10 protein-coding genes are annotated in these 13,276 nt (G+C 51.6%); 7 read left to right on the top strand and 3 right to left on the bottom strand.

From position 1 onward, the window contains the following. The first annotated feature begins 155 nt into the window (after nt 1-155). The 3 genes from BM123_RS00355 (at nt 156) to BM123_RS00345 (ending at nt 3,734) form a co-directional block, all read left to right on the top strand. Nucleotides 156-1,727 carry a T9SS type B sorting domain-containing protein gene (locus BM123_RS00355; protein WP_090164822.1) on the top strand — a complete coding sequence of 524 codons (1,572 nt, stop codon included), beginning with the start codon at nt 156-158 and terminating at the stop codon, nt 1,725-1,727. A gap of 79 nt (nt 1,728-1,806) precedes the next feature. Beyond that, a complete protein-coding gene (locus BM123_RS00350) occupies nt 1,807-2,733 on the top strand; it encodes an alpha/beta hydrolase (protein WP_090164821.1) in 927 nt (308 codons plus the stop codon). A 44-nt stretch (nt 2,734-2,777) separates the two neighbouring features. Beyond that, nucleotides 2,778-3,734 carry a sugar phosphate isomerase/epimerase family protein gene (locus BM123_RS00345; protein WP_090164820.1) on the top strand — a complete coding sequence of 319 codons (957 nt, stop codon included), beginning with the start codon at nt 2,778-2,780 and terminating at the stop codon, nt 3,732-3,734. A 142-nt stretch (nt 3,735-3,876) separates the two neighbouring features. On the opposite strand, the gene BM123_RS00340 is transcribed toward BM123_RS00345, so the two are convergent. Next, nucleotides 3,877-5,193 carry a Gfo/Idh/MocA family protein gene (locus BM123_RS00340; protein ID WP_090164819.1) on the bottom strand — a complete coding sequence of 439 codons (1,317 nt, stop codon included), beginning with the start codon at nt 5,191-5,193 and terminating at the stop codon, nt 3,877-3,879. A 52-nt stretch (nt 5,194-5,245) separates the two neighbouring features. Further along, nucleotides 5,246-6,604 (bottom strand): 3-keto-disaccharide hydrolase, encoded by a 1,359-nt coding sequence (locus BM123_RS00335; protein WP_090164818.1) that lies wholly within the window; start codon nt 6,602-6,604, stop codon nt 5,246-5,248. Between the two features lie 64 nt (nt 6,605-6,668). Between BM123_RS00335 and BM123_RS00330 the strand changes: the two genes are divergently transcribed. After that, nucleotides 6,669-7,310 (top strand): SRPBCC family protein, encoded by a 642-nt coding sequence (locus BM123_RS00330; RefSeq protein ID WP_139211703.1) that lies wholly within the window; start codon nt 6,669-6,671, stop codon nt 7,308-7,310. 254 nt (nt 7,311-7,564) lie between these two features. Here BM123_RS00330 and BM123_RS00325 read toward each other — a convergent pair whose 3' ends face one another. Next, nucleotides 7,565-8,470 (bottom strand): thymidylate synthase, encoded by a 906-nt coding sequence (locus BM123_RS00325; protein ID WP_090164816.1) that lies wholly within the window; start codon nt 8,468-8,470, stop codon nt 7,565-7,567. 298 nt (nt 8,471-8,768) lie between these two features. On the opposite strand from BM123_RS00325, the gene BM123_RS00320 reads away from it, so the two are divergent. The 3 genes from BM123_RS00320 to BM123_RS00310 all read left to right on the top strand — a co-directional run bounded on the left by BM123_RS00320 (nt 8,769) and on the right by BM123_RS00310 (nt 13,198). Continuing rightward, nucleotides 8,769-9,683, top strand: coding sequence for an SDR family NAD(P)-dependent oxidoreductase (locus BM123_RS00320; protein ID WP_090164815.1), 915 nt, complete (start codon nt 8,769-8,771; stop codon nt 9,681-9,683). A gap of 196 nt (nt 9,684-9,879) precedes the next feature. Beyond that, a complete protein-coding gene (locus tag BM123_RS00315; RefSeq protein WP_090164814.1) occupies nt 9,880-11,190 on the top strand; it encodes a dicarboxylate/amino acid:cation symporter in 1,311 nt (436 codons plus the stop codon). Between the two features lie 418 nt (nt 11,191-11,608). Further along, nucleotides 11,609-13,198, top strand: coding sequence for a sulfatase family protein (locus BM123_RS00310; protein ID WP_090164813.1), 1,590 nt, complete (start codon nt 11,609-11,611; stop codon nt 13,196-13,198). Nucleotides 13,199-13,276: the final 78 nt, after the last annotated feature.

Raw genomic sequence — 13,276 nt, 5'->3', positions numbered from 1 at the left:
AATAGAAAGTCGGTTTCATGTCGCTATGCGATGTATTATTTGTTGTTTGGCTTGAATTATCAGGAAAAACATATATTTAGGCAGGTAAACTATCACTGAAGATCAAGAAAAAAATTGTCCTTAAACGGTTTCTAACCGCTTCACGCTCCAGGCGTATGCAGTCTTTGTTGTGGGGGCTGTTAATACTGGTTTGTAGCCCGGTTGTTCTTGGTCAGACCGCAGAGATATGTGACAATGCCATTGATGATGATCTGGATGGCTTGATTGACCTTAACGATCCTGACTGCGACTGCCCGGTGGCGGCACCCGTTTCGCTGATCCCTAATCCCTCATTTGAGGAGGCAGACTGTTGTCCTGGCAGTAGAAGCCAGTTGGGCTGCGCTTCCGGCTGGATTCAGGCTTCGGAGCCGACTACTGATTTGATCCACGATTGTGGCTGGGCCGGTTGGGACGACTACCTGCCGCCCCGGCCATTTCCCGATGGAGAAGGAATTATGGGATTCAGGGACGGCAGACCAGCTTTTATGGAAGAGACCGTTCCTCAATCCAATTGGAAGGAATACGCCGGAGCTTGCTTGCTGAATCCGCTCATTGCCGGTAACCGGTATCGCTTTGAGTTTGATTTAGGTTTCTCTAATCTTATCAACTCTCCGCCCATCAATGTTACGTTTTTCGGAGCTACAGATTGCGCTAATCTGCCCTTTGGAGTGGGCGAGGTGGACCTCGGTTGTCCTACCAACGGACCCGGCTGGGTTCGTCTTGGGTCCACTCGTGTTCAGGGAGGAAGTGGGAATCAATGGGTAAAATCCGGAATAGAAGTTACACCAACGGAGGATATCCGGGCTATTGCCATTGGGCCAGCTTGTCAGGAAAGGCCTTCCCAAGTTTCATTGTATTACTTCTTCGACAATTTGCTACTTGCGGATTTTGAATCTTTTCAATTTAAGATTAGCGGCACGGCTCACCTCTGTTCCGATGCTTTTACCTTACAGCTTCCTTCACGTGATAATCTGAGCTACCAGTGGTATCTGGAAGGAGTCGCTCTGGTGGGTGAAATTACCCCGATGCTCAGCCGCATGTACGGTTTTGGTCAGTACGTATGCCGGGTGGAGGATGCGGATGGTTGCCGGGTTACCCCTGCTTACAACCACCAGGTTTTTCCCATCGAACGGGAAGCAAGTGCGACCATTTGTACGGCCGAGGTTTTTCCTTTTGGAGGGCGGGAACTAACGGAGACAGGGTCTTATATCGACACCTTTAAATCCGTAAATAATTGCGACAGTATCGTCACGCTCGATCTACGGGTATTGGTTGATCTGGCGGATACTCTCTCGGCGAAAATATTTGACGGCGAAGCCTTTGAAGTGGCCGGACGCCGACTTAGAACTGCTGGTAATCACGCTATTTCGATACCTTCTTCCATCGGCTGTGACAGTCTTGTTTTAGTAGACATTGATTACTACAATGTTTATTTCCCTACGGCCTTTTCGCCGAATGGCGATGGGGTTAATGATCGCTATGAAGTATTCGGGAATGAGGACATACTGGAGGTGCTTGACTTGTCGGTCTATGATCGTTGGGGTAGTCTTATCTCCTCAGGCCTGGATTGGGATGGCACTGATCATGGCCGTAAAGCTGCGCCGGGTGTATACGTCTATCGGGTTCGTTTATTAATGGACGATGGGGGAGAGCGGGAATTTTCTGGTTCCATGATGTTGATGCGATAGCGGGGCAGTGGAGTGCAGGCACTTCGGCTAGGCTCAGCAGAGCTGCAGGGGGAGTTGTAATAGCATATATTTGCCCATCATGCGTAAACTCTTACTTTTTTCAGGTGTCCTCGTCGTGCTCTACATCAGTATTACCTGGTTTTTCAGTAGCCTGATTCTTCACACGCCGGACCGTGATATTGCTACCGTATATCAAATGAACCAGGAGCGCTGGTCGCTGGATCTGGATAGTCTGTTACAAACGCTTCCCGTTCCCGAGGATATCAGTTTTGAAAGCCCACATGATGGAATTGAATTGAAGGGATGGCTCTTTCAGCCCGATACCGTTCGTTGTGGAGTAGTGATGGCGCACGGGTATAGCGTCAATCGGGCAAATATGCTCAAGTATGCGCCCATCTTTGATAGTTGTGGCTGCGCGCTCTTGTTGTATGACCATCGCGGACACGGAACTTCCAGCCCTGACTCCTACGGCAGCGGCGGTTACCACGAAGCGACGGATTTGATGGCTGCATCAGCTTTTCTTCGGCAGGAAACCGGTTTGCCGATGCACAAGATTGGTTGGTACGGAGAAAGCTGGGGTGGAGCAACGGTTATTCTGGCCGCTGAGCGGGCGGCAGAAAAGCCCGCCTGGATCGTAGCTGAAAGCCCCTTCGACAGTTGGGAAAGTGCTATCATGGAACGCGGCTTGAAAGACTACGGAAACGCTCTTAAGATACTAACGCCCGGCGCTTTCGGCTGGGCGGGCTGGCGGGGAGAGTTTGACTTTGACGAAATTCGCCCCGTGGAAGCAGCTTCCAGGCTGGAAGTACCACTATTGTTATTTCATTCACAAGCAGACACCCTGACGGGGCCCGTTCAGTCAGACAACATCGCCGCTGCGACTCCAAGAGAACTCTTAACTTATCATCCACTCGATTGGGGAGCCTGGCACGCCCACAACATTATCTGGCGAAGAGACGAGTACACCCGCCTGGTGCTGGACTTCGTGGGTGATTTTTGTGAATAGTTACTCCGCTTCAGGGCCGATATTAACTGAAAATTTTTTTGATCATGCAACGTAGAACTTTTCTGGCTTCCGGCCTTATCCTTCCTTCAGCTTTGGCTACTGCCGCCGGTAGTCAATCTAGTCTGTCTGCATTACCCGCAGAAGTTAAGTTCGCCCTTAGTTTAAAAGCCGATGCAATTGGTGTTAACGGTACCGCCGATGAGCTATTGGCAGCAGCCATTAAGCACGGCTACGGAGCACTTTCCATACCCGCTCAATGGGTGGAGGGGTGGACTGATAAAAAAAAGGCGGCCTTCGCAGACAAGGCCAGGAAGAATAATATTGCCTGGGGAGCTAACGGTCTGCCCGTCGAGTTCCGTAAATCCGAAAGTCAGTTCAAGGCGGATCTTGGAGCATTACCGGTCCACGCTAAGAATCTGGCAGATATTGGCGTCACCCGAATCGGCACCTGGATCGTCTCCGGCCATGATCAACTTACCTACAATGAGAATATGAAGCAGCACGCGGACCGACTGCGGGATGCAGCCCGTATTCTTGGTCAACATGGCATTCAGCTTGGGTTGGAATACTTAGGCACGCCCTCCATCCGGCACAACGCCCGTTTTGCCTTTATTTCCACCGGGAAGGAACTCCGGGAAATGATTGCCCTGATCGGGGAGCCTAATGTTGGTGTAATTCTTGACAGTTACCACTGGTATACTGCCCAGGAATCCGTAGAAGACCTGATGCAATGGAAGAACGAAGAAATCGTCGCCGTTGACCTCAACGACGCCAACGCCCAACTGAAGCTCATTGATCAGACGGATGTCGCCAGGGAGCTCCCCGGTGCCACCGGAGTTATCGACCTGGCTGGCTTCATCAGGGCACTGGTCAAAATCGGTTATGACGGACCCGTCCGTGCCGAGCCCTTCAACTCCACCCTGAATCAGATGGATAATGAGTTGGCCATCGCCGCTACTTTCCATGCGGTTAAGTCCTCCGTAGAGAAGGCGTTGGATTAAGACGCACTTCGCACTTTTGAGTCCGACCGAGGGGAGCACCTAAAAGCGCGAAGCGCGTCTGCCAGAATAGGAAGCGCTAGCGATCCTTTTCGCCTGCAAGTTCGCGCAGGGAGCGTCTGAAATTTTAAGCTGTATAGCAGCCTTATACTTTAGGCTCCCATCCTTTCTCATACTCCCGCTTCCACATGGCGATGGCTTCTTTTTCCTTCGGCATGCCGGTTTTGGGATCCGTATGTAGATCCATCTTAAGGCGCTGGGCCATATTACCGAGGTGACAGATGGTTACGCTTGGGTTGGCGTCATCGATCGGGCTATTGAGCTCGGCGTCTCCGTTGATGGCGGAGATGAAGTTATGGATGTGGCGATCGTCCAGGCTTCCCCCGCCGGCAGTACCCATGCTTACGCTCTTGCCGGATTCTCTTTCGGAACGGATTTCTTCTCCTTTGAGGTTAAATACCTTAAAGCCCCAGCGGCCCATCAGTACGCTTCCTTCGGTGCCGTGGATTAAGGAGCCACGCCCCTGGTTATAGAAAGTCTTTCCGTTGCAGCTTTTGCCTTCCCAGTGGATGGTCTTATCGTCGCCGAACTCATAGCTGGCCAGCTGGGTGTCAAAAGCTTCCCAGTCATCATCATAGTGGTAGCGACCTCCGGTGCTGCTTACGCGGGTGGGGTAGTGCACGTCCAGCGCCCAGCGACACATATCGATTTCGTGGGTACCGTTATTTAAGAGCTCACCCGTGCCATACTTCCAGAACCAGTGCCAGTTGTAATGAACCAGGTTGTCTGTGTATTCCTGACGGGGAGCTGGGCCTTGCCAGAGGTCCCAGTCCAGCCACTCCGGCTTGCGGGTTACTTTGCCAACACCGATACCTTTACGGGTATTGCTGTACCAGGCTTTACCGGCGTAAGCTTTTCCAATGAGGCCATCATGAATCTCTTTGATGACCTTGTTCAGGCTCACGGAGCTACGGGTCTGATTACCCATTTGCACCAGTTTACCTTCTCGCTTTTGTTTGGCGACGAGTAACTCTCCTTCGTGTGGGTTGTGGCTGGAGGGTTTCTCGAGGTAAACGTGTTTACCAGCCTCCAATGCCATAATGGCCATCGGTGCGTGCCAGTGATCCGGGGTGGCAATCACGACGGCATCTACGTCACGGTCCTCCAGGAAGCGACGAAAGTCCTGGTTGCCCTTTGGCTTACGGCCAGTGGCATCAAATACCGTTTTCTGCCCTTTGGCAACGGCGCGGGTGTCCACATCTCCAATGCCATAGACTAAAGAGTCCTGAGCTTTGGCAAAGGTGCCGGTCAGGGAATTTCCCCGGCTGTTCGTGCCGAAGACGGCTACGTTAATTTGACGGTTAGCACCGATAATGGAATTCCGCGAGTAAGCGGGCATTCCAATGGCCACACCGGCACTGGCCAGGGCAGCATTGCGAATGAATTTTCTTCTGGTAGACATGATCGTTAATTGTTTTTTGGGATGAAACGTTGAGGTAAAGCAGGAATACGCTCTAGAACTCCCGGATTTTGATGGATCGGAAAGAAACAGCGTCGCCGTGATCCTGAAGCAGAATCGGCCCGGCGGGCCAGCGGCCGAAGTTCTCCCAGTCTTTATATTTGCTGTACGCCACCAGGGCGCTAAACATTTGACTAAAGCGATCGTATTCTACGACCTTATACCCATTGAGCCAATGCTCCACATGGCCGCCCCGTACGATAATTCTTCCCCGGTTCCAGCCATTGATTTTGGTTTCTACCTTTCTGGGCGTATCCAGCACTTTTGCGGTGATGAGGTCATAGAGAGAGCCCGCTGTACGATTGCCGGCAACTCCCTTTTTAGCGTCAGGGTGTACGGCATTGTCCAGGATTTGAAACTCCAAGCCGATGGCAGAGCCAGCTCCCTTATTCAACTTGGGGTCAACGAAGTACTTCACACCGGAGTTAGCCCCTTTGGTGGGTTTAAACTCAAACTGCAGCTCGAAATTGCTGAAGTGATCGGTGGTGATGATATCTCCGCCATTGGTACTTTCGCCGCCGTCGCTGGGTAGCACTTTCAGCTCGCCGTCCTTTATCTCCCAGCCTTTTTCCGGAAATCCGTCCAATTTGGCTCCCCGCCATCCGGCACTTGTTTTACCATCCCAAAGAAGGCGCCAACCCTGCCGCCGCTCACTGTCCGTCAGACTGTTGGGTACCAGATTAACCTGGGGGGCAGCGGGGCCTTTCATCAGGTCAGCAGCCGTTGGGTTCTCCTTGATCCGGATATTCCGCCAACGCATTTCTTTACCGGCCAGTTCTTTGTTTACGCTGTGCACCTGCAGGCAGATCATGCCCTTGGCATCCATGTCGTCCACCAGGTTCGCAATGGGTTTGCCGTTGAGGAAAGTTTTGAGACTCGTACCCACAAATTCAATTCGAAGTTTATTCCAGGCGCCCTGCTTGAAACCTGTTCTTGCCGGAGGGTTGTAGTGTAGTGGGTAGATCCAGCCACGTCTTCGCTCATCGTAGATGCCGGCCGTGTAGGCCCGTTCACTGGGATCGATTTCTACCTGATAGCCAAATATTCTGCGGAGGTCTTCTTCCTGCCGCCATTGGCCGCGGGCCATCACACCGGAGTTGAGCGGGGCCTCGTTTTTGAACTCCATTTCCAGTACGAAATCGCCGTACTCTTTTTCCGTACAGAGGAAGGTGTTGGGCGTGTTCATTACTGCGGTACCCAAGATCGCGTCGCCTTCGGCAATAAAGGGGGCCGTGCCACCGTATGATTCCCAACCGTCCAGGTTTTTACCGTTGAACAATGGGCTGAATCCGTCCTGAGATAGCAATGGAAAAGCTAAGGCAAGACAAAGAATAGTTAGTGTAAATCGTTGCATCGACTGAATTTTTCGAAATGTAAGCAACCTTATTAATAACTAAGTCATCCTTTAACGTGTATTTATGACACATAAGCGTTTTTTACCGTCATTATTGATTCTTTGGGCGCTGACGCTGGTGCAAAGCGGGCTTTGGGGGCAAAGTGCGTTCGAGTTACGCACCGCCGAAGGCGGTGTCAAAGTCTACGTTCGTTCCGAAGCCAACGATGAAATGAGCGTCCGCGTCACCACTTCCGCTCAGGCTACCGTAAAGCAAGCTCAGGATATTATCGATGATGCGCCCAATTACCCGGAATGGGTTCATCGCTGTGCCGAAGCTTACGTTCTCCCCGGAGGAGAGGCTAACGCCTACACCTACTATTCACGCATCGATATGCCTTTCCCCTTTGGTGACCGGGAAGTCGTTGGCACTATTTCACAGTTAATTGACCCCGGGACGGGAGTTCTCACGCGTACGATCAAGGCCGATCCGGAAGCCATCCCACCCAACAAGGGAGTCGATCGCATTGGCGTTTATTCCGCTGTCTGGATCATCGCTCCCCGGCCCGAAGGCGGAATTGATATCAGCTGCACCGTCCGGACAGCCGCTGGCGCCGGACTGCCGAATTGGCTCCGTAAGGAGGTCATGACCGGTGGACCCGCAAAAACGGTCCGAAATCTGGTCGCTCGCCTGGAAGCTGTAGCCCCGGCTTCAGCCGGAGGCTAATTGTATCAGGTCTCACTTCAAGCGTTTGGCTTCGAGTCGCCGTTCGTAACAGGGCAATCGAACGCTCTTCGCCGGGGCGCTCGTAGGTCGCTCCGAGGTCCTCCTGATTGGACTAAGCGGTCCTCGAAGCCTCTTTATACAGCTTGAACAGCTGAGTTTCTGCATCATGACGACTAGCTTTGCCATAACTTTCTTCAATCGTTGATTGAAATTGAAAACTTTGCCCAGCTTACCATTAGAGATCGATCTACTCCCTAAACCGCAATCGGAGCCTTAATCCCTGGCTGCGGATTATAGCCAATCAGCTCGATATCGTCGAACCCGATGTCAAAAATTCCCGGTGCATCATCTCTGATCCGTAAAGTGGGCAGTTTGCCCGGTGTACGAGAGAGTTGTTCTTTCGTTTGTTCCAGGTGGTTGCTGTAGAGGTGAGCATCTCCCAGTGTGTGGACAAAATCTCCGACTTTAAGCTCACACTCCCTGGCCACTAAATGGACTAAAAGGGCATAAGAAGCAATGTTGAAGGGGACCCCCAGGAAAGTATCCGCCGAACGTTGATACAGCTGGCAGCTGAGGTGACCGTCAGCAACGTAAAACTGAAACATCGTATGACAAGGCGGAAGCCCCGCTTTGGCCATCTCCGGAATATCCACCGGGTTCCAGGCCGTAACGATATGCCGGCGACTATCCGGGTTCGTTTTGATCGATTCAATAACGCCGGCTAATTGATCAACTCCGCTGAAGTTTCGCCATTGACGTCCGTATACCGGACCGAGCTCTCCCCATTTCGCGGCGAAATCCGCATCGTCGATAATCTGTTGTACAAAGGCTTTCATCTCGGACTTCCATTCCGGGCTGTGTTTCGGGAAGCTTTCTGCTAATCCGTTCTGCTGCAGATAGTACTGAAAGGGCCATTCGTTCCAGATTCGCACACCATTTTTGACGAGGTAGCGTAAGTTGGTATCTCCCCTGATGAACCAAATGAGCTCATGAACGATACTTTTCCAATGAACCTTTTTGGTGGTCAGGAGCGGAAAACCCTGCCGGAGATCAAAGCGCATTTGATAACCGAAAACAGATTTGGTTCCGGTTCCCGTACGGTCACCTTTAGTTGTTCCCTTGGTGAGAATGTGGTCAAGAAGGGTGAGATAGCTTTGCATACTAAAAAGGTCCTTATGGTCTGTGACAGACTTCTTATGGTCAGATTAAAGTCTCTGCGGACAAAATTTTCGCAAATTATCCTTTTTTGATGATTTGATCGACTCAACCCGGGCTTTCTACCTTTTAATGACTGTTTACGGGCAGCTTAGGATGAATTTGCACTTGTCGGATGGTGACCTAACAAAATACTTACACGTCAAAACGGTGTTTACACGTTGATTTTTTCAAAACAATTCGGTCTTCGTTACGCTTTAGACGAGTAGTTAGACAAGTGCATACCCCTAAAAATAACCAAATATGATTTTCCAGCCTTTTTCGAATAAGACCGCTATTGTTACCGGATCAGGTAATGGAATTGGCTACGCCATCGCGGAGCATTTGATCCGTGAAGGAGCAAACGTAATCATCAATGATATTAACCCTAAAGTGGCTGCTCAGGCTGCATTAAAGCTAAACAGAGCAACCGATGGCAAACTGGCTCACGCTTATCCCGGCGATGCCGGAGACGTAAATTTCATCCGTGAAATGGTGGATTTTGCTGCTGAGATTCCCAATAGCCGCCTGGAAATGATCGTGGCGAATGCCGGCCTGACGGAATTTGGAGATTTCTTTTCCTTCACCCCCGAAAGCTTTGAAAAGGTAGTAAACCTGAATCTGCGGGGGACTTTCTTTTTGGCGCAGGCCGCTGCCGCAAAGATGAAAGAGCAGGGTAGTGGTGGTAACATCGTTCTGATCGGATCTAACGTTGGTGCCCGCGCTTACAATAATCTGGCGGCTTATGGTATGTCAAAAGCCGGCATCAGCATGCTGGCTAAGCAACTGACCCTTCCCCTGGGACCATTAGGCATCAGCATTAACTGTGTTTCGCCCGGCGCGACCCTGACGGAAAGAACCATGGAAGAAGAACCCGACTACGCCGGAATCTGGGCAAAACTCAACCCCAACGGTAAAGTGGGACAGCCTGAAGACGTGGCGGCTACGGTTGGCTTCCTGCTCAATCCTGTTTCCCGGCATATCACCGGTCAAACACTGCTCGTTGATGGTGGCTGGACAAGCTATGCACCTTCTCCTGACTTTTTTGATAAGGTTCGTCAAGGCATGCCGGCAACGGAAGTTAACAGACCTCAGATCAAAAATAACCCATCTGATCAGGAGGCAAATGACCGGCCACAGCCAGAGGCCGTTCTTAATGGAAGTAAAGTAATTGCCTGAGGGGCGGGGACCTGGCTCTCATCAACTCCCACTGCACCCGCGGCCCCTCGCCCGTATCTTTCAAAAGACAAAGTCTGATTTAGCCAGAAAGCAGGATACGAAAACCTACTTTGCGAGGCTTTTATTGATTTAGGCTCCGATATCTACCCAGTCCAACCCTGAGTTTCTATCTTTCCCCTCCTAAATCAGGTGAAACATGAAAAAGCTTGCGCTCCATTGGCAAATCCTCCTCGGCATGGTTGCCGGAATTCTCTTCGGTATTCTCGCTAACCAATTGGAGTGGGGCGGCTTCGTAAAGGATTGGATCAAACCCTTCGGCACCATTTTCATTAACAGTCTCAAACTGATCGCTATTCCGCTGATCGTGGCTAGCCTGATCAAGGGGATCACGGACCTGAAGGATATTTCCAAGCTCTCCGCCATGGGCGGCCGTACGATCGCCATCTACGTTGGAACCACCGTTCTGGCGATCGTCATCGGTCTGGGCATTGTCAACATGGTTGGTCCCGGGCGTGGGCTCGATGAGTCTACCCGCGATAGCCTCCTGAACGACTTTGCCGCTGACGCCGGAAAACGCATCATGGACGCAGAAGCCCAACGGGAAGCCGGGCCACTGCAGGCACTGGTGGATCTGGTGCCCGACAACATCGTCGGCGCCGCCAGTAGTAACGGCAATATGCTGCAGGTGATCTTTTTCGTAATCTGCTTTGGGATAGGTCTCATTCTGATTGACCCGAAGAAGGCCCAGCCAGTGAAAGATTTCTTTGATGGTGTCAATGAAGTGGTACTAAAACTCATTGACCTCATCATGATCGCTGCTCCCTATGGTGTGTTTGCACTCCTGGCCGCTTTAGTGGTAGAAGCGCCCAGTGCTGGCCTGTTTAAAGCATTGTTGTACTATTCTCTCTGTGTTTTAGCGGGCCTGGGCATAATGATCTTTTTGGTCTATCCGACGCTGGTCAAAGTATTTACCGGAAAGGGAATGAAATTCTTCTTCAACGGCATTAGCCCGGCCCAGTTGTTGGCTTTCTCCACCAGCTCCAGTGCCGCTACGCTGCCCGTTACCATGGAAAGGGTGGAAGAGCACCTGGGAGTGGACGAAGAAGTAACCAGTTTCGTGTTGCCCATCGGGGCTACGATTAACATGGACGGTACCAGCCTTTACCAGGCAGTAGCTGCCGTATTTATTGCTCAGGCTTATGGGATGAACCTCGACCTGATGACTCAACTTGGCATCATAACTACGGCGCTGGCAGCCAGTATTGGTTCGGCCGCCGTGCCCGGTGCAGGCATGGTAATGCTCGTCATCGTCCTGGGGCAGGCGGGTATCCCGGAAGCAGGCCTGGCGCTCATCTTTGCCGTTGACCGCCCACTGGATATGTGCCGTACGGTCGCCAACGTAACGGGCGATGCAACGGTAGCCATGCTCGTTGGTAAGTCAGTCGGTAAGCTTAATGAGCCGCAGGAGCGAAAGCTGGATGACTTCTATGCAGAAGGAAAAAGCTAACCATTTCCTTTTCGTAAAATATTGGCTGAACTTAGAAAAACGGAACACTGCATCAGGTTCTTCAACCGGCGCGGACGCTGGTGCAATGAATAAACCGGAAGCAGGCTTCACTTCGGGATGATAATCATTTCAGGGGCAGTAGAGGATAATGTTGTAATCCGCAAAAAAAGGTAACCAGCAGGGAATCGTAAGCTCTCCGACGAGATGCTCAAAGGTCCCTTATGCAAGGCAAAGCACGGACCTGGAAGGGGCCTGAAAGGACCTTCGAGCGTTCGCTTTACTCGAGATTGTGATTGTCCTGGGGTAACCAGTTGCTGAGGGAGTTGTTTTTGCCACCTGCATTGCAGGAAATAAACCAATCAGGAGATTGCGCGCTCATGGGGTAAGAATTGTAGTGTTCAATAACTACATTTAGCACATGAGACACACATTTCCCCTGCTTTTATTGATCCTGCTTTGCACCTGCGACCGCGCCCAGAATGATGTTGCAAATGAGCCAACGCCCCGGCCCAATATCCTCTTCATTATGTCGGATGATCACGCCCAGCGTGCCATTTCGGCCTACTCTGATGAATTGATCAAAACGCCGAATCTGGATCGGATTGCTAAAGAAGGGATGCTGTTCCGGAACAGCTTCGTTACGAACTCGATCTGTGCGCCCAGCCGGGCTGCCATCATGACGGGGAAGTACAGCCACCTTAACGGCAAAATCGATAACCTGAGTCCCTTTAATCCGAACCAATGGACTTTCCCCGAAGAACTGCATAAGGCTGGCTACCGCACTTCGTTGATTGGCAAGCATCACCTGAAGGCCATCCCGAGGGGTTTTGATGAATTCCACGGACTCATCGGGCAGGGGAGCTATTACTCGCCCGTTTTTGTTCATAACGGAGACACGCTGGATGCCGTAGAAGGCTACACTTCCACGGTCATTACCGACTACGCACTTCGGGAGCTGCGTAAGGCGGCTACGGATGATTCTGACCAGCCTTTTATGATGCTCTACTGGCATAAAGCACCCCACCGGAACTGGATGCCCGATACTAATGATCTGCCGGGATTACTGGATAAGCGCTATCCGGTGCCCGCCAACTTACGCGATAGCTATGAAGGCCGGCCCGCTGCCGAAAACGCTGATATGCGAATTGCCGATATGTTTACCAGTCACGACCTGAAAGTAACCGGTGATTATCAAAATCCTGACCCGGGAACGGGAGGTGCCACTTTCATTAAAGACCCCAAATTTGATCAGGTGAAAAACTTTCGTCGCCAGCTTGGCCGGCTGAGCCCCGCCCAGCAGAAAGCCTGGGAGCCCTTCCTGAAACGGGTAGGGGAGGAATGGCTCGCGGTGAAAGGGACGGACAAGGAACTGGAATGGCGCTACCAGCGCTATATGCAGGATTATCTGGCCAGTGTTAAGTCCGTAGACGATAACGTTGGTCGGGTGTTGGATTACCTGGACGAATCCGGTCTGGCTGAAAACACGATCGTTATTTATACTTCTGACCAGGGCTTTTACCTGGGCGAACATGGCTGGTATGATAAGCGGTTTATGTACGAAGAGAGCCATCGTACACCTTTAATGATTCGGTACCCGGCCGGGGTTAAGCCCGCTTCAGTCAACGAAGACCTGGTGCTGAATATCGATCTGAGCTCCACCTTGCTGGATTATGCCGGCATTTCACCGCCCGCGGAGTTGCAAGGAGCGTCCCTGAAGCCACTACTGGAAGGCAATAGACCCGAAGATTGGCGAGAAGACATCTACTACCGCTACTATCAGCAAATGGATAGCTACCACCGGGTCGCCCGTCATGAAGGGGTGCGGGATGGACGTTACAAACTCATCCAGTTCACGGAGCCGGGTTTTGAAAGTTACGAACTCTTTGATCTGGAGACGGACCCAAACGAAATGAATAACCGAATCGGAGACCCCGAACTGGAAGCCGTGGAAACCCGCCTGAAGGAGCGAATGGCAGCCCTGAAGACGGAGCTGAAGGTGGAGGATTGATGGTGATGGCTAGTGCCTCCCGATCAAACAGTATCTTCCGGATAAAAAAATCGCTCTAACCTCGCCTTTGCGGGTTAG

It is taken from the genome of Neolewinella agarilytica (genome assembly GCF_900110645.1).
GTDB lineage: Bacteria > Bacteroidota > Bacteroidia > Chitinophagales > Saprospiraceae > Neolewinella > Neolewinella agarilytica.
The sequence above is the reverse complement of the archived record's forward strand: the minus strand, read 5'-3'. Positions and strand labels throughout refer to the sequence as shown.

Excerpts from the sequence above, each read along its gene's own strand:
- BM123_RS00355 (WP_090164822.1), top strand. The coding sequence starts at position 156 with ATGCAGTCTTTGTTGTGGGGGCTGTTAATACTGGTTTGTAGCCCGGTT.
- BM123_RS00350 (WP_090164821.1), top strand. The coding sequence starts at position 1,807 with ATGCGTAAACTCTTACTTTTTTCAGGTGTCCTCGTCGTGCTCTACATC.
- BM123_RS00345 (WP_090164820.1), top strand. The coding sequence starts at position 2,778 with ATGCAACGTAGAACTTTTCTGGCTTCCGGCCTTATCCTTCCTTCAGCT.
- BM123_RS00340 (WP_090164819.1), bottom strand. The coding sequence starts at position 5,193 with ATGTCTACCAGAAGAAAATTCATTCGCAATGCTGCCCTGGCCAGTGCC.
- BM123_RS00335 (WP_090164818.1), bottom strand. The coding sequence starts at position 6,604 with ATGCAACGATTTACACTAACTATTCTTTGTCTTGCCTTAGCTTTTCCA.
- BM123_RS00330 (WP_139211703.1), top strand. The coding sequence starts at position 6,669 with ATGACACATAAGCGTTTTTTACCGTCATTATTGATTCTTTGGGCGCTG.
- BM123_RS00325 (WP_090164816.1), bottom strand. The coding sequence starts at position 8,470 with ATGCAAAGCTATCTCACCCTTCTTGACCACATTCTCACCAAGGGAACA.
- BM123_RS00320 (WP_090164815.1), top strand. The coding sequence starts at position 8,769 with ATGATTTTCCAGCCTTTTTCGAATAAGACCGCTATTGTTACCGGATCA.
- BM123_RS00315 (WP_090164814.1), top strand. The coding sequence starts at position 9,880 with ATGAAAAAGCTTGCGCTCCATTGGCAAATCCTCCTCGGCATGGTTGCC.
- BM123_RS00310 (WP_090164813.1), top strand. The coding sequence starts at position 11,609 with ATGAGACACACATTTCCCCTGCTTTTATTGATCCTGCTTTGCACCTGC.